The 18,810-nt window shown below is 69.0% G+C and carries 14 protein-coding genes; 8 read left to right on the plus strand and 6 right to left on the minus strand.

Going from position 1 to position 18,810, the window contains the following annotated elements; translation table 11 throughout:
• Positions 1 to 256 precede the first annotated feature (256 nt).
• Genes ACZ7CH_RS10505 through ACZ7CH_RS10525 form a run of 5 tightly spaced genes read left to right on the plus strand, consistent with a single transcriptional unit; the run spans position 257 to position 6,553 of the window.
• On the plus strand, positions 257 to 2,383 hold the full coding sequence (locus ACZ7CH_RS10505; protein WP_470373668.1) for a pectinesterase family protein: 2,127 nt from the start codon (positions 257 to 259) through the stop codon (positions 2,381 to 2,383).
• Positions 2,380 to 3,255 carry a carbohydrate ABC transporter permease gene (locus ACZ7CH_RS10510; protein WP_470373669.1) on the plus strand — a complete coding sequence of 292 codons (876 nt, stop codon included), beginning with the start codon at positions 2,380 to 2,382 and terminating at the stop codon, positions 3,253 to 3,255. The genes ACZ7CH_RS10505 and ACZ7CH_RS10510 overlap by 4 nt, the downstream gene beginning before the upstream one ends.
• Positions 3,252 to 4,133: a carbohydrate ABC transporter permease gene (locus ACZ7CH_RS10515; RefSeq protein ID WP_458431820.1), complete on the plus strand. Its 882-nt coding sequence runs from the start codon at positions 3,252 to 3,254 to the stop codon at positions 4,131 to 4,133. Before ACZ7CH_RS10510 ends, ACZ7CH_RS10515 begins: the two co-directional genes overlap by 4 nt.
• 9 nt (positions 4,134 to 4,142) lie before the next feature.
• Positions 4,143 to 5,411 (plus strand): ABC transporter substrate-binding protein, encoded by a 1,269-nt coding sequence (locus tag ACZ7CH_RS10520; RefSeq protein WP_458431821.1) that lies wholly within the window; start codon positions 4,143 to 4,145, stop codon positions 5,409 to 5,411.
• The gene (locus ACZ7CH_RS10525; RefSeq protein ID WP_360389423.1) at positions 5,408 to 6,553 is read left to right on the plus strand and encodes an enolase C-terminal domain-like protein; all 1,146 of its coding nucleotides are present in this window, start codon (positions 5,408 to 5,410) and stop codon (positions 6,551 to 6,553) included. The genes ACZ7CH_RS10520 and ACZ7CH_RS10525 overlap by 4 nt, the downstream gene beginning before the upstream one ends.
• A gap of 39 nt (positions 6,554 to 6,592) precedes the next feature.
• On the opposite strand, the gene ACZ7CH_RS10530 is transcribed toward ACZ7CH_RS10525, so the two are convergent.
• Positions 6,593 to 7,357 carry a pectate lyase gene (locus ACZ7CH_RS10530; protein ID WP_360389420.1) on the minus strand — a complete coding sequence of 255 codons (765 nt, stop codon included), beginning with the start codon at positions 7,355 to 7,357 and terminating at the stop codon, positions 6,593 to 6,595.
• Positions 7,358 to 7,728: 371 nt separating this feature from the next.
• Here ACZ7CH_RS10530 and ACZ7CH_RS10535 point away from each other — a divergent pair, with 371 nt between their 5' ends.
• Positions 7,729 to 8,439, plus strand: coding sequence for a cytochrome b5-like heme/steroid binding domain-containing protein (locus tag ACZ7CH_RS10535; RefSeq protein WP_470373670.1), 711 nt, complete (start codon positions 7,729 to 7,731; stop codon positions 8,437 to 8,439).
• On the plus strand, positions 8,432 to 9,706 hold the full coding sequence (locus ACZ7CH_RS10540; RefSeq protein ID WP_470373671.1) for a PrnB family protein: 1,275 nt from the start codon (positions 8,432 to 8,434) through the stop codon (positions 9,704 to 9,706). Before ACZ7CH_RS10535 ends, ACZ7CH_RS10540 begins: the two co-directional genes overlap by 8 nt.
• A gap of 94 nt (positions 9,707 to 9,800) precedes the next feature.
• Here the strand turns inward: ACZ7CH_RS10540 and ACZ7CH_RS10545 are convergent, their stop codons facing one another.
• The 5 genes from ACZ7CH_RS10545 to ACZ7CH_RS10565 all read right to left on the minus strand — a co-directional run bounded on the left by ACZ7CH_RS10545 (position 9,801) and on the right by ACZ7CH_RS10565 (position 15,269).
• Positions 9,801 to 10,757 (minus strand): ketoacyl-ACP synthase III family protein, encoded by a 957-nt coding sequence (locus ACZ7CH_RS10545; RefSeq protein ID WP_470373672.1) that lies wholly within the window; start codon positions 10,755 to 10,757, stop codon positions 9,801 to 9,803.
• On the minus strand, positions 10,754 to 11,950 hold the full coding sequence (locus tag ACZ7CH_RS10550) for a cytochrome P450 family protein (protein ID WP_470373673.1): 1,197 nt from the start codon (positions 11,948 to 11,950) through the stop codon (positions 10,754 to 10,756). The genes ACZ7CH_RS10545 and ACZ7CH_RS10550 overlap by 4 nt, the downstream gene beginning before the upstream one ends.
• Positions 11,947 to 12,222 (minus strand): hypothetical protein, encoded by a 276-nt coding sequence (locus ACZ7CH_RS10555; protein WP_360389405.1) that lies wholly within the window; start codon positions 12,220 to 12,222, stop codon positions 11,947 to 11,949. The genes ACZ7CH_RS10550 and ACZ7CH_RS10555 overlap by 4 nt, the downstream gene beginning before the upstream one ends.
• 47 nt (positions 12,223 to 12,269) lie before the next feature.
• Positions 12,270 to 13,913, minus strand: coding sequence for an AMP-binding protein (locus ACZ7CH_RS10560; RefSeq protein ID WP_470373674.1), 1,644 nt, complete (start codon positions 13,911 to 13,913; stop codon positions 12,270 to 12,272).
• Positions 13,914 to 13,982: 69 nt separating this feature from the next.
• Complete coding sequence (locus ACZ7CH_RS10565; protein WP_470370457.1) at positions 13,983 to 15,269, minus strand: cytochrome P450; 1,287 nt, start codon at positions 15,267 to 15,269, stop codon at positions 13,983 to 13,985.
• A 742-nt stretch (positions 15,270 to 16,011) separates the two neighbouring features.
• On the opposite strand from ACZ7CH_RS10565, the gene ACZ7CH_RS10570 reads away from it, so the two are divergent.
• The gene (locus ACZ7CH_RS10570) at positions 16,012 to 18,795 is read left to right on the plus strand and encodes a glycoside hydrolase family 48 protein (RefSeq protein WP_360389393.1); all 2,784 of its coding nucleotides are present in this window, start codon (positions 16,012 to 16,014) and stop codon (positions 18,793 to 18,795) included.
• Positions 18,796 to 18,810 lie beyond the last annotated feature (15 nt).

Genomic DNA, 18,810 nt, shown 5'->3' on the forward strand with positions numbered 1-18,810 from the left:
GGGCTCCTTGCTGTGCGGCACATTCCTCCGGGGCAAATGCGGTTCGACGACATTCGATTCGAAGGAACGTCGAACGCCCCACCTCTTCGTCGAATGAATTCACTTCGTTGACGTGCGCCGGAAACGAGCGCAATACTCGCTTCACGCTTGTGTACGTCGTTCAAGAATGTGAATCAGTCGATCGAGAGGGCATTCCCCGATGCGGCTTTTCGTTGGTGCGGTGGTTGTGGCGTGCCTGGGTACCGGGGTGGTGGGCGTGCCAGCGCAGGCCGGCCACGACCCGGCCCGGCAGGTGTTGCCCGCCGGTGACGGCTGGGCGTCCAGCGGGCCCGGCACGACCGGTGGTGCCGCGGCACCCGCCGGTCACGTGCACGAGGTGCGCACGCGGGCGGAGCTCGTCGCGGCGCTCGCGGCACCCGCGCCGCGGATCGTCAAGGTCAGGGGCGTGATCGACGCGAACACCGGTGCGGACGGAAAACCGTTGCGCTGCACCGATTACGAGACCGGCGGCTACACGCGGGCCGGGTACCTCGCCGCCTACGACCCGGCGGTGTGGGGCTGGGAGCGCGAGCCGGAGGGACCGCTGGAGGACGCGCGGGTCGCGTCGGCCAAGCGGCAGGAGGCGGCCATCGCGCTCGACGTCGGCTCCGACACCACGATCATCGGCGTCGGGCGCGGCGCCGGGATCACCGGTGGCAGCATGCGGATCCACGGGGTGCGCAACGTGGTCGTGCGCAACCTGACCTTCCGCGACACCCACGACTGCTTCCCGCAGTGGGACCCGACCGACACCAGCCCCGGCGCGTCCCCCGGCAACTGGAACTCGCTCTACGACTCGGTGTCGCTGCAGCGGTCCGAGCACGTGTGGGTGGACCACAACACGTTCACCGACGAGCCGAACCTCGACAGCGCCGCTCCGCTCCACTTCGGACGGCCCTACCAGGTGCACGACGGGCAGCTCGACATCACCACCGGCAGCGACCTGGTCACGGTGTCCCGCAACGTGTTCGCCGACCACGGCAAGACGATGCTGATCGGCTCGTCGAACACCTCCACCACCGATCCCGGCAAGCTGCGCGTCTCGGTGCACCACAACGTGTTCCGCAACGTCCAGGAACGCGCGCCCCGCGTCCGGTTCGGACAGGTGCACGTCTACAACAACCTCTACGAGGGCGAGCAGGTCTACAGCTGGGGCGTGGGCGTGCGGTCACAGCTGTACGCGCAGAACAACTTCATCCGCGGCATCGCGCCGGAGGAGGTCGTTCACAACTGGGGCGGCACCGCGCTCACCGACACCGGCAACCTGGTCGACGGCCGGCCCGTCAGCCTGGTGGCCGCGCACAACGCCGCGTTCCCGGACAAGCAGCTCGGCACCGACGCCGGCTGGACCCCGGCGCTGAACCGCGGCCTCGAACCCGCGCACCGGGTCCGGCACCTCAGGGCCGGCGCCCAGCCCGCGGGGCACCACCTCGTCGTCGGCCAGGGCTTCGCGACCGTGCAGGCCGCGATCGACGCGGCACCGGCGGGCGGTGTGGTCACCCTGCCCAAGGGCGTCTACCGCGAGGTCGTCAAGGTTCCCGCCACCAAGCGCGGCCTGACCCTGCGCGGCGCCACCGGACGTGCCCAGGACGTGGTGGTCGACTTCGACAACGCCAGCGGCACCAAGAAACCCGACGGCACCACCTACGGCACGACCGGCAGCGCCACCGCCACCATCGCCGCCGACGACTTCACCGCGCGCGACCTCACCTTCAGCAACTCCTTCGACCGCGCGAAGCACCCGGAGATCACGGCCACCCAGGCCGTGGCGGTCAAGGCCACCGGCGACCGGATGCTGTTCGACCGCGTCCACTTCCTGGGCCACCAGGACACGCTCTACGCCGACACCGCCGCCGTCGGTACGAAGGCGCGGCAGTACTACCGGGACTGCGCGATCACCGGCGACGTCGACTTCCTGTTCGGCCGCGCCACCGCGGTCTTCGAACGCGCCACCATCACCGCGCTGAACCGCGGCGGAGACCCGAACGGCTACGTCACCGCCGCCAGCACCCGCCGCGACAACCCGTACGGCTTCCTCGTGGTCGACTCGAAGATCCGCAGCGACGCCCCGGCCGGCACCTACTACCTCGGCCGCCCGTGGCACCCCAGCGGCGACCCGGACGCGATCGCCCAGGTCGTCATCCGCAACACCGAGCTGCCCGCCGCGATCAAGCGCACGCCGTGGACGGACATGTCCGGCTTCCCGTGGCGCGGCGCGCGGTTCGCCGAGTACCGCAACACCGGCCCCGGCGCGGGCACCGGTGCCGACCGGCCGCAGCTCACCGACGACCAGGCGCGGCAGTACACGAAGAGCGCCTACCTCGGCGGGTGGAACCCCGCGTGAGGACCCGCACCTGGGCGCCCTACGCCCTGATCGCCCCGACGCTCGTGCTGATGCTCGTGTTCCTGGTCTACCCGATCGCGAGCGTCGGGTGGTTCAGCCTGCGCCAGCACACCGTCACCCAGCCGTGGAAGAACGGCTTCATCGGCTTCGAGAACTTCCGCCGCATGCTGTTCGAGGACCAGCTGTTCTGGCAGAGCCTCGCCTTCAGCGCGAAGTGGGTGTTCGTCGAGGTCGGGCTGCAGCTGGTGCTGGGGCTGGTCCTCGCGCTGATCGTGAACGAGACGTTCGTCGGCCGCGCGCTGGCCCGGTCACTGGTGTTCTCGCCGTGGGCGGTGTCCGGTGTGCTCACCACCGGCATCTGGATCCTGCTCTACAACCCCTCGACGGGCATCTTCCAGCAGCTCGCCCAGTGGGGCATCGGCGATCCCGGCACGTCCGTGCTCGGCGACCCGGCGACCGTGTTCCCCGCGACCGTCGTCACCGAGCTGTGGCGCGGGGTGCCGTTCTTCGCGATCCTGCTGCTCGCCGACCTGCAGACCATCCCGAACGACCTCTACGAGGCCGCCTCGGTCGACGGTGCCGGGCGGTGGCGGCGGTTCGTGAGCGTCACCCTGCCGCACCTGCGCGACGCGATCGTGCTCTCGACGCTGCTGCGCGCGGTGTGGGAGTTCAACAACGTCGACCTGATCTACACGCTCACCGGTGGTGGCCCGGCGAACCAGACCACCACGCTGCCGCTGTACGTGGCGCGCAAGGCCGTCGACTCGCACGACTTCGGCTACGGCTCCGCGCTCACGATGGCCGGCTTCGTGATCCTGCTGTTCTTCTCCATCCTCTACCTGAGGGTGTCCAAGTTCGGGAGCCGGGCATGACCCAGACCCTCGTCCGCCCGGAGGTGGCCCTCGACCCGCCGCCACCACCGCCCAGGCGCCGCAAGCAGCGCGACCCGAGCCGCTACTTCCGGCTGCACCTCCCGCTGGTGCTCTACCTGCTGTTCACGCTGATCCCGTTCTACTGGATGCTCGTCTTCGCGTTCCGGCCCGCGGGGGAGACCGCGCTGGTGCCGTGGCCGATCACGTTCGAGCACTTCGACACGGTGTGGAACGGCATCGGGTTCGGGTTGTTCTTCCAGAACAGCCTGATCATCGCCGTCGGCACCCTGGTCGTCGTCACGGTGTTCGCGCTCATGGGCGGCTACGCGCTGGCGCGGTTCAGGTTCCGCGGCCAGCGGGTGTTCCTGCTGGCACTGCTGTGCACGCAGTTCATCCCCGGCGCGATGCTGCTGATCCCGCTGTTCGTGATCTTCAAGGGCGCCGGCCTGCTCAACAGCCTCACCGGTCTGGTCATCGCCGACACGGCGTTCCAGCTGCCGCTCGCCCTGATCCTGATGAGCGGTTTCGTGCGCAACGTGCCGGTGGAGCTCGAAGAGGCCGCGATGGTCGACGGCTGCACCCGGCTGCGCGCGTTCTTCGCGGTGACCCTGCCGCAGCTGCGCCCCGCACTCGTGGCCGTCGGGTCGTTCGCGTTCATCGGCGCCTGGAACAACTTCCTGTTCGCGCTGATGTTCGCGAGCAAGCAGGACAAGTTCACGCTGCCGGTCGGGCTGAGCTACGCGCTCGGCGAGTTCAACACCGACTTCGGTGCGCTCGCGGCGGGTGGCGTCGTCGCCGCGGTGCCGGTCGTTCTGGTCTTCGCCGTGGTGCAGCGGTTCCTGGTGCAGGGGCTGAGTGCCGGCGCAGTGAAGGGATAGAGGAGAGAGATGAGAGCACTGCTGGTCGCGCTGGCACTCCTGCTCGGCGCGTGTGCCGGAGCCCAGGACGACAAGACGACGATCACCTTCTGGGACAACAACGGCGGTCCCGGCCGCACGCCCATCTACCAGGAGCTGATCAAGCGCTTCGAGGCCGCGAACCCGGACGTCGAGGTCGAGTACGTCGGCATCCCCAGCTCGTCGGTGCAGCAGAAGTACGACACGGCCATCGCCGGCGGCTCCACACCGGACGTCGGCGGTGTCACCACTTCCTACCTCGCGCACCTCGCGGGGCAGGACGCACTGGAGCCGGTCGACGAGCGGCTGGAGGGCAGCTCGCTCAAGGGCAAGCTGATCCCGGGGCTGCTGGAGACCGTGCGGCAGACGTCGTCGGACGGCAAGCTCTACGCCGTTCCCGCGTCGGGCAACATGGACGTCGTCTGGTACCGGTCGGACCGGTTCGAGGAGAAGGGGATCACCGAGCCGGTCACCTGGGACGAGCTCGTGCAGGCCGCCATCAAGCTCACCGACCCGGCGGCCAACCAGTACGGGTTCACCATCCGCGGCGGTGCCGGGTCCGTCTTCCAGCTGCTGTCCGAGGCCTACTCCTACTCCGGTGTCGAGAAGTTCTACGACGGCGGGAAGAGCACGGTGGCCGACCCGCGCAACGCCGAGCTCGTGCGCAAGGTCGCCGACCTCTACAAGAAGGCGACGCCCGAGGCCGACGTCAACAACAACTACACGCAGATGGTCGCCCAGTTCACCGGTGGCACGGTCGCGATGATGCACCACAACCTCGGGTCGACCGCGGACGTCATGAAGACGCTCGGGCCGGAGCGGGTCGCCGCGATGCCGCTGCCGAAGGGGCCGTCGGGCAAGCGGACGGTGGTGCCGAACCCGACCGACGGGTTCGCGGTGTTCAAGGGCGGCAAGAACACCGACGCCGCGTGGCGGTTCGTCGAGTTCCTGGTGTCCGCGGAGAGCAACGGCTACTGGAACGAGAAGGTCGGGCAGATCCCGGCGAACACCGACGTGCGCGGCGCCGAGTGGATCCAGAAGAACCCGGCCGTGAAGATGGCGCTCGGCGTGCTGGAGGACCCGGCGACCGTGCTCGTGCCGGCACCGGTGCACCTGCCGGAGTACTCCTCGATCACCAAGACCGACACCGAGCCGCTGTACCAGAAGGTGCTGCTCGGCCAGATGCCCGCGCAGGAGTTCCTCGACCAGCTCGCCACCAAGCTGACGACCGCCCAGCAGGACTGGGAGAAGCGCAAATGATCGACCGGGTCGCGGTGCGGACGTTCACGACGACCGCGTGCACGTCCGTCGACGCGGAGGGGCACCGGCACCCGGCGCCCGAGCACGAGGTGACCGAGGCGCTGCTGGAGATCACCGACACCGACGGCGTGACCGGGTACTGCCAGGTGCAGCCGGACCAGCTGCGCCCGGCCGTGCTCGACAAGCACGTGCGGCCGGTGCTGCTCGGGCAGGACCCGTGGGACCGCGAGAAGCTGTGGCGGTTGCTGGCCCGGCGGCAACGCGGCGCGCACGGCGGGTTCACCGACCGGGCGCTCGGGTTCGTCGACCAGGCGCTGTGGGACCTGGTGGCACGGCGGGCGGAGCTGCCGGCGTGGCGGCTGGCCGGTGGCGCCCGCGACCGGGTGCCCGCCTACGCCAGCACGATGTGCGGTGACACCGGCGGCCTCGCGACGCCGGGCGACTACGCCGACTTCGCCAAACAGCTCGTGGCGACCGGGTACCGGGCGATCAAGCTGCACACGTGGATGCCGCCGGTACCGGGTGCGCCGAGCGTCGCGCGGGACGTCGAGGCGTGCCGGGCGGTGCGGGAGGCCGTGGGACCGGACGTCGAGCTGATGCTCGACGCGAGCCACTGGTACTCGCGCACCGAGGCGCTCAAGCTCGGCAGGGCGTTGGAGGAGCTGGACTTCTACTGGTTCGAGGAACCGATGGAGGAGGCCTCGATCAGCTCCTACCGCTGGCTCTCAGAGCAGCTGGCGATCCCGGTGATCGGCCCGGAGGTCGCCTGGGGCAAGCACCTCACCCGCGCCGAGTGGATCACGGCCGGCGCGTGCGACGTGCTGCGCGCGGGCCCGGCCGGGTCCGGTGGCATCACGCCGGTGCTCAAGACCGTGCACCTGGCAGAGGCGTTCAACATGGACTGCGAGGTCCACGGCAACGGCAGCGCGAGCCTGACCGTGCTCGGTGCCACCGACGCGGGCCGGTGGTACGAACGCGGCCTGCTGCACCCGCACGTGGACTTCGACCGGGTGCCACCGCACCGCAACTCCATTCCCGACCCACTCGACGAGGACGGCACGGTCGCGTTGTCCGCGTTACCGGGAATCGGTGACGACTGGAATTCGGAGTACATCGGAGTTCACACCCTTGAAGTGTGGTGAGAAATCGGGGCCCCGGCATTTCGCCGGGGCCCCGATCCGTTAGCGGTAGGTCAGGTCGGATGCGGAGAAGAAGCAGTTCTTCCCGTCCGCGCCCGTACCGATCTTCTTCGGCTCACCGCTCGTCACGCCCTGGTACTTGTCGCAGATCGCGATCTTGCGGCTGCTGTCGCCGACGATCGTGATCCGGGAGAACCGGGCCGTGTCACCGTAGTTGGTGTTGATGCCGACGAGGGCCTTGCCTGGCGAGAACGCGGTGATGTTCTCCAGCACCACGTTCCGCTTGTGCTGCGTCTTGCAGTTGCCGCAGGACCGGTAGAGCTTGCCGAAGTCGTCCACCTGGAAGTTGCGGATGATCATCGTGCCCGGTCCGTTGTGCTGGAACACCTTGTCCGACGCCTTGCGCGCGCCGCCGCCGGTGATGGTCATGGTCTGCCCAGACGACGTGCCCTTGAACGTGGCAGCGTCCTCGCCGACGTCCTCCCACCACACGTTGGAGAGCGTGCAGGTGCCCAGGCAGTGGACCCCGTCCGCCGCCGGCGCGCCGAGCACGACGTTGCGCAGGGTCGCGCCGTCGGCCAGCTGGAAGATCGGGTCCTGACCCTCGCCCTGGCCACCGGAACCGAGGTTCCCGGTGCCGTAGAACCGCTGCATGCCACCGTCGTAGCCGCTGGACGAGACCTTGATCGTGGCACCCACGGCCTTCTGGCCCACCGGGGTGGGGAAAGTGCTGCCCGCTGCCTGTGCCTGAGGTGCGAGGAACGCGGCCAGTGCCGCGGCCAACACCATTGTTGCCAGTTTCTTCATGTGCGCTCCGCTTGAAGTGGATGCGCGGCGGTATTTTATATCGTAGAGCGGTGCTGTTTTCTGTCAACCGCATTCGAACGTTCGATTCGAACAACGTCGAAGAGGTTGACCGGATCGGGTACGACGCGGGAGTCCCGCGCAGCCCGTGGGGATCATAGGACAGTTGTCAACGTTGCCGAAGTGCGACAATCGATTGTCGTATCGAAGATCATCGGGGCGAATGGCTCGACTGTGCGGCGTTCCACGCTGTGGAACCCGATCTTGTGCAGATGACGGATGCTTCGTTAGATGGAGCTAATCGTACTGCGGACAGGCGTCGAGTTCGAATTCCCCGTGCTTGGAGCATCAGCGTGGATCGAAATGTCATGTCGATGGAAGATGTCCTCGAAAGGTCGGGAATGTCGTGCCCACTGATCGTGGTGGACACGCAAGTTCTCGACGTGAGCGAGTTCCTGCGCTGGCATCCAGGTGGCGAAGCGGTGTTGCTCGCGAATCTGGGACGAGACGCGTCCGTGGATTTTCACCACGTGTCGGCGCACGCACGTCCCGGCGTTCGGCACAAGGTGCGGCAGCTCGCCGTCGCCGAGGTCGACGACGTTCCGCCGCCCACCGCGTGGGCGCCCCTCGGTGAGCTGCTCGACCACATCAGGCTGGTGCGCAACTCCTTCGCCGTCCAGCACAGCGCGGGGAGGAACCCCGTTCACGACCTGATCTACCTCGGTCAGTCCTACCGCCACCTCCTGGACGACCACCTCCGAACCTTCGTCCAAGGGTTCTCCGCGCTGCTCGGGCGGACTGCGGATCCCGCGATGCTGCGGCGACTGGATGAGCTCTCAGCCGATGCCCAAGCCCGTGTGGAGGAATCGTTGGCGAAGGCCGACACAACCGCCACCGCGTCGTTGGCGCAATGGATTCAGCAACACTGCGTCGTCCTGTTGGACGATTTGGTTGTTCGCACTTCCATGGCTGTGCGTGCGCTCCGCACGTCTTGTGCCGAATCAGCGGACCGCGTCGGGGAAGTCATGTCGGTGATCGAGGATTGGGTCCACAACAATGATGAGGCGGAACTCGATGATGCCTGAACCGGATTCGCTCGCCCAGCACATCGCCACCTGTTCCGCGGGTTCGGCCCGGAACCTGGACGGCGACATCACCGTCGACCACGGGTTCATGCCCCGGACGGTGGCCAGTTCGCCGTTGACCGGTCCGCATGCGGCTTGGGAACAGGTGGCCGCGCGGCTGCCGGAGCTCGCCTTCGCCCAGGACGCCCAAGCGATCATCGCGGACCTCCCGCTGCTGGCCGCAGGTCCGGACGACCTTCCTGACGAGCAGGTCAAGCGGGCGGCGACCGTGCTGGGCCTGGTGGCTCACTCCTACTGGCGGTTCGGCGTCGAGCGCATGTACGTGTCCCGCAACCGCGACATCCCGGATCAGCTGCCCCCGGCGATCACACAGCCGTGGCAGCAGGTGTGCCGCCGGCTCGGTCGGGACGGTGCGGGGCTCACCCTCGAGGACTGGGTGTTCAACAACGTCACCTTCAGCGATCCCGGCCTGGTGGGCCCCTCGGGTGAGTACCGGATCGAGGACGCGGTCATCGAGAACCTGCGTCCCTCGATCCCGGTGTACGACAATCGCGCCGAGCAGGTGTTCACCTCGGCCTTCTTCGAGATCAACGCCGCGGCGACGCCGATGGTGGGGGAACTGTGCCGCTTGGAGCAGGTGGTGCGCGAGCACGGCCCGGACGCGCACGACGAGGTCTGCCGGGTCCTGCTGGTCGCGGCCGAGTGCGCCCGGCGGGCGACGAAGTCCTTCCGCCGGGTCAGCCCGCGCAGTGACAGCACGACCTTCTGCGACCCGGTCGACTGGGCCAAGACCCTCGTCACCTGGACGGTTCCGCCGCCCGGCTACCCCACCGGACCGAGCGGCTCCGCCACACCCCTGGTGCACCTGTTCGACGCGTTGATCGGCCGCACGCAGTACGACTCGACGCTCGGTGTGTTCGCCCAGGAGCTGCGCGGCAGCCAACTGCCGCGGAAACACCGGTCGTTCTTCGACCTGGTCCGCGACCTCGGCCTGCGCGGGTATGTGGCAGGCCTGGCGGAGGTCGCGCCGGCACGGCACACCACGGCCGTGGAAGCGTTCAACGACGCCGTCTCCGCCTTCGCGGGCGACTCCGGCTTCCTGGGAGTGCACAAGGGAAAAGTGGTCAACTACCTCGGTGTGGGAACGATCGTGGGGCGAAACCAGTCGACCGCGCACGACCAGACCTTCATCGCGGACGCGACGTGGACCGAGATGGCCGGCAAACTGCAACACGCGCGGGACGAGCGCACAGGGCTCGCGATCTGACCCCGCCGGCAACGTCTCGCTGACCGCGCTCAGAAGAGGAACCGGTGACACACCGGCCTGCCCACCACACCTGGCGTGTGCCGTCCGTCCATGCTCAGCGACCACGGGTGATCAAGCAGGTGGTGGTGAGTCCTGCCCCGGTGCTGACGTGCAGGTGGTGCTCGTCCTTCCGCGGACCCGGGTGCTCGGCCAGGTTGGCCAGCATGTCGCCTGAACCGAGGTGCCCGGTCGCGTATCCCGTCCGGACGACTCGATCGGCCACATCAGCGGGCAGTCCGGTGCGGGCCAGGTGGCTCACCAACGTCTTGCCGAGCCGTGGGAGCAGCACGGAGCTGATGTCGTTCCAGTCCAGCCCGGCGTCCTCCAGCGCCTGCTCGGCGGCGTCGCGCACGTGGGCGGCGAACGCGTGCAGCGCCTGCCTGCTGGGTGAGCCGGCCGTGCGGGCGGCACCCGGTTCGAAGGGATCGGAGGTGGGGAAGTGCAGTTCCATCCCGGCATCGCCCGCTGTCGTGATGGATTCGACCACCTGCGGGCCGGGGCCTCTGGTCAGCACGACGGCGGTGGCACCGTCGCCGAGCGGTGGCACCGAAAGCCACCTGTCGTAGGGCAGGCTGCTGAAGTTGTCCGCTGTGGTCACGAGTGCGGAGGCTGCGCGAGGCTCCGCGAGGAGATGGGCGATGGCGGTCTGCATCGCGGCCGCACCACCGTTGGACATCTGTCGTATGCCGATCGCGGCGCAGCGCCGCGCGCCCAGCTCCCGTGCGACACGATGCGGGGGAGTCCACGTCTGCGGGCCCTGGTCGAACACCCAGGCGTGCACCAGCAGCCCTACTTCCGCTGCCGTCACCCCCGCGTGCTCCAGTGCGCGTTGTGCGGCGAGCCGGGCCATCCGGGGTGGTGCGATGTCCGCCACCGGGAGCCGGCCGATGAGCTCGCCTTCGGAATCCGCCGCCGTCACCGAGCCCGCCGTCTGCGCTTCGGACGCCGAGTAGACCTCGTCGGGAAGCCACAGGGCGGTTCCCGCGATCGTGATCGCTCCCGCGACCCTCACCGCGCTGCGCCGTTCAGCAGGACGGGTACGCGTTCAGGGACCCGCGGACCGATACCACCGACCCACACCCACTCCTCGAACGGCAGCTCGAGCCGCAGATCGGGGAACCGGCTGAACAACCCGCGCAGAGCCGCGACCGCCTCGATGCGCGCGAGGTGACCGCCGGGACAGCGGTGCACTCCGCCGCCGAAGGAGAGGTGCCCCTGCCGGTTCCCGGCGTCCACCGCGCGGTTCGCGGCTGGGATCAGCACCAGGACCGCATCGCCTGGTGCGACGGAGTGGCCGTCGAGATCCATCGGCTCGGTGGCGAACCGCCAGCCGCTGAAGGGGATGGGCGGTTGTTCGCGGAGCAATGACTCGACCACGGCGTCAGCGTCGCCGTGCAGCAGTTCGGCACGCGCGTGGCTGTCGGCCTGGACCAGTGCGACGCCACGGGAGATGAGCGCGATCACCGGGTCGGCGGCCCCGATCATGAGCAGTGCGAGGTTCGACATGGTCTCCCGCTTGCGCAACCTGCCGTCCCGCTGGGCGGCGAGCAGATCTCCCAGCAGGTCGTCGCGGCCTTCCTTTGACGCACCCTCGTCCAGCGCATCGTTCACCGCTTGGACGAGCAGGGGGTAGGCCTGCACCATGTCCGGGTCTTCCGGGTGCTGAGGCCCGAACAGTTTGCTGCCGTGGGTGACGATGGCTCGTGCGAAGTCTGCACGCACCCCGAAAAGCTGTCCGATGATGTCCGTGACGAGGGGAACCGCGAAGTCCTCGACCAGATCCGCCGTGTCGTTGCGGGTGATCGTGTCGAGGCGGTGGTGCACGAGAGCCTCGATCATCGGCTGTGCGGTGGTCAGCGCGGCAGCGGACAGCCGCCTGCCGATGACGCGCCGGATGCGCACGTGGTCATCGCCGTCGAGGTTCATGATCGTGCGGCCCCCGACGGAGGTGAAGTCGTCCGGCACGCGGCGGGAGCCGACGGGGTGGCGGTACCGCGCCACTCGCATCGGGTCCTTCGTCAGCCGCGGGTCGCGCAGGGTCCGTTCGGCGAGGTCGCGTTCGGTGATCAACCACGCCGGCACCTCGCCGGGGAGCGAGATGCGGTGCACGGGGCCGCTGTCGGCGAGCTCGTCGAAGACCGCGGGATGAGGAGAGGTGGTGTAGTCGCTCGTGTGCAGCGGACAACGCACAGCTCGCGCTGTCATCGGGCGGACTCCTCGTCCTGCTCCGCGATCGCGGCTGCCAGTTCGCCGATGGTGCGCACGGTGACCAGTCGGTCGTCCGCCAGCTCGAAGCCCAGCACACCTTCGACGTGGATCAGACCGCGCAGCATCGCGAGAGAGCTCATGTTCGGCATCCCGACGAGCTCGACGTCCTCACCGAGGTCGGTGTCTTCGCGTTCGACTTCCAGCGCGTGCGTCAACGCGCTGCGGACGAGCTCCAGGTAGTCGGTTTCAGTGCGAGCCGTGTCGGCCATGGTTGAACTCCTTCGCAGGAAAGACTGGTTCCGCCTTGAGCGGACCGTCAGGATCCGGTCAGCTGGCGGAACAACCGCGAGGTGAGCCTGCGTTGCCACTTGCCACTGGTCGTGCGCGGCAACGTGTTGCGCGGCACCGCGTACACGTCGACCGAGCCGAGGTCCAGACGTGCCGACACAAGTCCTCGAACCTTGTCGCCCAGTTCGGCGCCGGCTGCCGGATCGGACGTCTCGAGCACCACGACGACGCGTTCTTCGTCGGTGTCGGCGAACGCGACACAGCGACCGAGCTCCGGTGGCAGCAGTGTGCGCGCGACGTCTTCGACGTCCTCGGCGTAGAAGTTGCGGCCCGCAACGATGATCATGTCCTTGCGCCTGCCGGTCACGTAGAGCTCACCGGCGATCCGCACGCCCAGGTCACCGGTCTGCAACCAGCCGTCGCGGATCGCCGTCGCGGTCGCGACGGGGTCGTCCCAGTACCCGGTCATCACCGAGGGCCCGCGCAGCACGATCTCGCCCACGGAGCCGTCCGCGACCTCCGTTCCGTCGTCGGCGAGCAGCTTCAGCTCCATGCCGGGCACGGGCCGGCCGACCGACACGAGTCCGATCCCGTCCGAGGAACCGTCCGGCACGCGAACGGCGACCCGTCGATCTCCGAGCGACGCGCGGTCGAGCCACAACGCCCGAGCGGGTGCACCCGGCTCCGGGCAGGCCACCGACAACGTCGCCTCCGCCATGCCGTACACGGGGAACAACACGCCGGGGGCGAGCCCGGCGGGGCCCAGCGCGGCCGAGAAGCGCTCGACCGTGCCGGGTTTCACGGGTTCGCCACCGTTGAGCGCCAGTCGCCACCTGCTCAGGTCGAGCCCGTCGAGCAGACCGTCGTCGTAGGCCGTGGCGATGCGGTCGTAGGCGAAGTTGGGACCACCGAACGCAGTGGCACCAGCGGCACTCATGTGTTCGATGACCTTGCGCGGCCTGCGGATGAAGTGCCACGGCGAGAACAGGTGCAGCTCGTAGCCCGACCACAGTCCGAAGAGGATCGTGATGAGACCGAAGTCGTGGAACACAGGTACCCACGACACGAAGATGTCCCCCGCGGCGACGCCGCTCGCGGACGCCGTCGACGCGAAGCAGGCGAGCACGGCCGAATGGGACAGCACGACGCCCTTCGGCCGGGAGGTGCTGCCCGACGTGAACTGGACGACGGCGGGGGACTCGGGTCGCGCGCAAGACGCGATCCTCGGCTTCGGCGCGCAGTCGCTGACCCGCACCACGCGCAACTCCGGATGGCGCGCGGCGAGTTGTTCGGCCACACCGATCTGGCTGTCCGTGACGACGACGTGGGTCAGCAGGCCCGCCACGGGACCGAGCGCGGCGGCGACGGACTCGGGAGGCGTCGGCATCGGTGGCACCGGCAGCACGGTGATCGCTCCGCCGGCGGCCCAGACACCGAACACGGCAGGCAGAAAACCCGGCTCGGTGCCGGACAGGACTCCGACGACGGAGCCCTCCTCGACACCGGCCCGCAGGAGCTCATCGGCCACGCCCCATGCCAGCGCGGGCACGTCCGCATGGCACTGCTGTTCACCGGTGACGGGAAACCGGACGAGCACGCCACCGTGTTCGTCGTCGAGGTGGTCGATCAGTTCGGCGAGGGTGGTCGCGGCGGCACGGCCGTCATTGGGCATGCGGGGTTCCTGATCTGCGCGATGTTCGAAGGGTGGTGGTCCGGGTGGTGACATCGCCCGGCGTTCTGTTCAGCTGCGCAACCGGACGGGGACGCGTCCTGGCCCCCGGGGCCCGAAACCACCTCGCCAGATCAGCTCGGTGCCGGGGACCTGCAACTGGACGGAGGGGAACGCGCGGAAGAGGGCGGGCAGTGCCGTCGCGGCCAACCGTCGTGCGAGCGACTGGCCGGGGCAGCGGTGCCGGCCGCCGCCGAACGCGAGGTTCCTCTCGGGCCGCCGCTCCGCCGGAGCACGTTCACCTGGAGCCGCGGGAGCGCCGGAAGGGCAGGCCGGTGGAGCGGGCTCGCTGTTCGCCGTGGCGATGAGGACCATCACGGCGTCGCCCGCGCGCACCTGTTGCCCGGCGATCTCCATCGTCTCCGTGGCGAACCGCCAGCTCGTGAACGGAATGGGAGGCTGCTGGTAGAGCAGGTCCTCGACGACCGCCATCGGGTCGCCGCTGAGCATCGCGTCGCGCAGGAGCGGGTCGTCGTGCAGCGCGACCGCGGAATGAGCCAGCATCTTCACCGGACCGCCGGTCGCCGCGATCATCACCATGGCCAGGTTGGACGCCGCCTCCCGCCTGCTCACGAGCCCGTCGCGCACCGCGCACGCGAGCCCTCCCAGGAGGTCGTCCGCGCCCTCCGCGGTGGAACCCTCCGCAACAGCGCGGCCTGCGGCAGCGGTGACCTGCCGGTACGCGTCGATCATCGCCGGTGCGGTCGGGTCGTCCGGGCCGAACAACAACGCCCCTCCGGTCATGATGATCTCGTTCAGTTCCGGTGGGACACCGATGATCCGGCCGATGACGTCGTTGACGAGAGGTACGGCGAAGTCCGCGACGAGGTCAGCGGTCTCCTCGGCGGCGAGGGCGTCGACGTGGTGCCGGACCGTCTCGGTCAGCACGGTCTGCTTGCGGGCGACGGCGCTGTCGACGAGGTACCTGGTGATCACCCGCCGGATCCGCGCGTGGTCTGCTCCGTCGAGGTTCATCAACTGCCGTCCGCTCACCGCGGTGAAGTCCTCCGGCACGCGTCGGCGGCCGACGGCCTGTCCGTAGCGCGCGACCTCCAGCGGGTCCTTCGTCAGCCTCGGGTCGCGCAGCGCTGCCTCGGCCTCTGCCCGCCGTGTCACGAGCCAGGCAGGAGCCTCACCGGGGAGCACGACGTGGTGGATGGGACCTCGCGCGGCCAGCTCGGCGAAGACGGCAGGGGCTGCCGCGCGCCGGTAGTCCTCCGAGTCGAGGGGCCGGAACGAGGTTTCCGCCGGCGTGACCGAGGTGCTGGAGGAGTGGGCAGGACAACTGGGGGTGGACATGGTGTGCCTCTCGCGGCAGGAGCGTCGGGCTCGCACAGTCTCTACTCCGGGCGAACCGTAGGTCGGCTCCTCCTCAGGCGACAACGGCGTGTGCCGCAGGGTGGAACATCGGCTGCACGGCAGCCGGTCCGGTGCACGTCCACGACAACTGTTGCGGCGGTGTGACCGGCTACGGCGTCGCGTCCACCACGGAGGCCGGTGTGCTCGTCGCAGGCAACTGCTTCGAGAACATCCAGGACCCGTTCCACCGCGGCGAGGGCAGCCCGCTGGTCGCGCGCGACGACCACTTCGGGAACGGGCGACCGGGGCGGTTCGGTGAAGACGCTGCCCTGCTCGTACCCGCTCGACGGCGCGAGCAGCGGCAAGAGCGTGGTCACGGCCGGTGCGAGAACCGGGCGTGGCTGACGGGCCCAGAGGGGTCCCTGCCGCGAAGCAGGCATCCCCGCTCTCATCTGGGACCGCTCCCAGAATTCCACTCGAAGAGAGCAGTAAGAGTAACCGGTGGACGAACCGGTGCTGTGTCAAGTGGCGCAACGACAACGGCTTTCCGGTTCAACAGCCGCTGCACCGGCGGCCAGTTGGTCGATGTGGCCCGCGTTACAGTGCCGTGAACTCTGGGAGCGCTCCCAGTTGTCGAGAGGGCGGCGGCATGACTCGGCGAACAACGGCGTTGACAGTTGCGGCGGTGGTGGTCATGGGCGGGGTACCCGCCGTGGCGGCACCGCTCGCGGTTGCTTGCACCGTGACGTATTCGGTAACCAATGAATGGAACAACGGCTTCGGCGCCAGCGTGGCGATCCGCAACGACGGTGAGGCGCTGAACGGCTGGAAGCTCACCTGGACGTTCCCCGACGGGCAACGCGTCCAGCAGGGCTGGAACGGGACCTTCGCCCAGAGCGGCGCGGTCGTCACCGTGACCAACCCGGACTGGGCCCGCACGATCCCGTCCGGCGGCAGCGCCTCGGTCGGGTTCAACGGCAGCAAGGGCTCGACCAACCAGCCACCGACGGACTTCGCGGTGAACGGGGTGTCCTGCACCGGCCCGAACCAGGCGCCGTCCGTGGCGCTGACGTCCCCGGCCAACGGCAGCAGCTACACCGTGCCTGCGTCGATCCCGCTCGCGGCCACCGCGGCGGACTCCGACGGCACGGTCGCCAAGGTCGACTTCTACGCGGGCGACCAGCTGATCGCGACCGACACCAGCGCGCCGTTCACCGGCACCTGGTCCGGGGTCGCGGCCGGTGACCACAGCATCGCCGCGCGGGCGACCGACAACCGCGGCGCCACCACGACGTCCACGCCGGTGGCCGTCAAGGTGCTGGCCGGACCCGCGGTGGTGGCCTCGCCGAGCGCGGTCTCGGTGAAGCAGGGGCAGACGGCCACGTTCGACGTCTCCCTCGCCACGGCACCCACCTCGCCGGTCACGGTCACGCTCGCCCGCAGCGGCAGCGCGGACCTGACCGCCACGCCGACGACGTTCACGTTGTCCGGCACCGCGAAGCAGAAGGTGACGGTGACGTCGGCGGCCAACGGCGGTGACCTCGCGACCGCGACGTTCACCGCGTCGGCGAGCGGGCACACCCCGGCGACGGTGACGGTCAAGGAGCTCGACCCGAGCACGTCGGACTTCAACAAGGCGTTCCTCGACCAGTACAACAAGATCAAGGACCCGGCGAGCGGCTACTTCCGCAAGTTCGGCGACCTGCTCGTGCCGTACCACTCGGTCGAGACGCTGATGGTCGAGGCACCCGACCACGGCCACCAGACGACGTCGGAGGCCTACAGCTACTACCTGTGGCTGGAGGCGAGCTACGGCCGCGTCACCGGTGACTGGGCGCCGTTCAAGTCCGCGTTCGCGTCGATGGAGAAGTACATCATCCCCGCGAAGGCCGACCAGCCGACCAACGACAAGTACGACCCGTCGAAGCCGGCGACCTACGCGCCCGAGCACCCGCGGATGGACCAGTACCCGTCGGTGCTCAGCAGCACCGCGCCGGTGGGCACCGACCCGATCGCGAACGAGCTGAAGTCCGCGTACGGCAGCTCGGACGTCTACGGCATGCACTGGCTGATCGACGTCGACAACACCTACGGCTTCGGCCGCTGCGGTGACGGCACGACGGCGCCCGCGTACATCAACACCTACCAGCGCGGCTCGTCGGAGTCGGTGTGGGAGACGATCCCGCAGCCCTCGTGCGACACGTTCAAGCACGGTGGCCCCAACGGGTTCCTCGACCTGTTCACCAAGGACTCCTCCTACGCCAAGCAGTGGAAGTACACCAACGCACCGGACGCGGACGCCCGCGTGGTGCAGGTGGCGCTGCTCGCCCAGCAGTGGGCCACGGCGCAGGGCAAGGCCGGCGACATCGCGAGCGAGATCGGCAAGTCGGCCAAGATGGGCGACTACCTGCGGTACGCCATGTTCGACAAGTACTTCAAGCGCATCGGCAACTGCACCAGCCCGACGACGTGCCCCGGAGCGACCGGCAAGAACAGCGCGCACTACCTGATGTCCTGGTACTACGCGTGGGGTGGCGCGACCGACACGTCCGCCGGCTGGGCGTGGCGCATCGGTGACGGTGCCTCGCACCAGGGCTACCAGAACCCGCTGGCCGCGTACGCGCTGTCGAACGTGCCCGCGCTCAAGCCGCTGTCCGCGACCGGGCAGCAGGACTGGGCGACCTCGCTCGACCGGCAGCTCGAGATGCTGCAGTGGCTGCAGTCGGCCGACGGCGGTCTCGCCGGCGGTGTGACGAACAGCTGGGAGGGCCAGTACGCCTCGCCCCCGGCGGGCACGCCGACCTTCTACGGCATGTACTACGACGCCCACCCGGTGTGGCGCGACCCGCCGAGCAACCGGTGGTTCGGCTTCCAGGTGTGGGGCATCGAGCGCACGGCCGCGCTGTACCGGCTGACCGGTGACGCGCGCGCCAAGAAGATCCTCGACAAGTGGGTGCCGTGGGCCATCGCGAACACGACCACCGGCACGAACTTCCAGATCCCCGCGGACCTGGAGTGGTCGGGAGCGCCCGACACGTGGAACGCCACCAACCCCGGTGCGAACGCGAACCTGCGGGTGCGGGTGCTGAACCACAACCAGGACGTCGGCGTGGCCGCGTCGTACGCGAAGGTGCTGCTGAACTACGCGTCGAGGTCGGGCGACGCCGCGGCCAAGACCACGGGTGAGGCACTGCTGACCGGGCTGCTCTCGCACCAGGACAGCCTCGGCATCGCGACGCCGGAGACCCGGTCCGACTACAACCGGTTCGACGACGTCTACAACACCAGCACGCTCGAGGGCCCGTACGTGCCGCCGGGCTGGACCGGGAAGATGCCGAACGGCGACGACATCAAGCAGGGTTCGTCGTTCCTGTCGATGCGGTCGATGTTCCGCAACGACCCGCAGTGGCCGAAGGTCCAGGCCTACCTGGACGGTGGCCCGGCACCCACGTTCACCTACCACCGCTTCTGGGCGCAGACCGAGATCGCCACGGCGTTCTCGCTGCACGCAGAGCTCTACGGGTGAGAGGAGTAGCGAGAT

This window comes from Lentzea sp. NPDC037011, assembly GCF_055607425.1.

Coding starts and splice junctions, on each gene's coding strand:
- ACZ7CH_RS10515 (WP_458431820.1), top strand. CDS start 3,252: ATGACCCAGACCCTCGTCCGCCCGGAGGTGGCCCTCGACCCGCCGCCA.
- ACZ7CH_RS10560 (WP_470373674.1), bottom strand. CDS start 13,913: ATGCCCAATGACGGCCGTGCCGCCGCGACCACCCTCGCCGAACTGATC.
- ACZ7CH_RS10525 (WP_360389423.1), top strand. CDS start 5,408: ATGATCGACCGGGTCGCGGTGCGGACGTTCACGACGACCGCGTGCACG.
- ACZ7CH_RS10520 (WP_458431821.1), top strand. CDS start 4,143: ATGAGAGCACTGCTGGTCGCGCTGGCACTCCTGCTCGGCGCGTGTGCC.
- ACZ7CH_RS10530 (WP_360389420.1), bottom strand. CDS start 7,357: ATGAAGAAACTGGCAACAATGGTGTTGGCCGCGGCACTGGCCGCGTTC.
- ACZ7CH_RS10555 (WP_360389405.1), bottom strand. CDS start 12,222: ATGGCCGACACGGCTCGCACTGAAACCGACTACCTGGAGCTCGTCCGC.
- ACZ7CH_RS10535 (WP_470373670.1), top strand. CDS start 7,729: ATGGAAGATGTCCTCGAAAGGTCGGGAATGTCGTGCCCACTGATCGTG.
- ACZ7CH_RS10540 (WP_470373671.1), top strand. CDS start 8,432: ATGCCTGAACCGGATTCGCTCGCCCAGCACATCGCCACCTGTTCCGCG.
- ACZ7CH_RS10550 (WP_470373673.1), bottom strand. CDS start 11,950: ATGACAGCGCGAGCTGTGCGTTGTCCGCTGCACACGAGCGACTACACC.
- ACZ7CH_RS10565 (WP_470370457.1), bottom strand. CDS start 15,269: ATGTCCACCCCCAGTTGTCCTGCCCACTCCTCCAGCACCTCGGTCACG.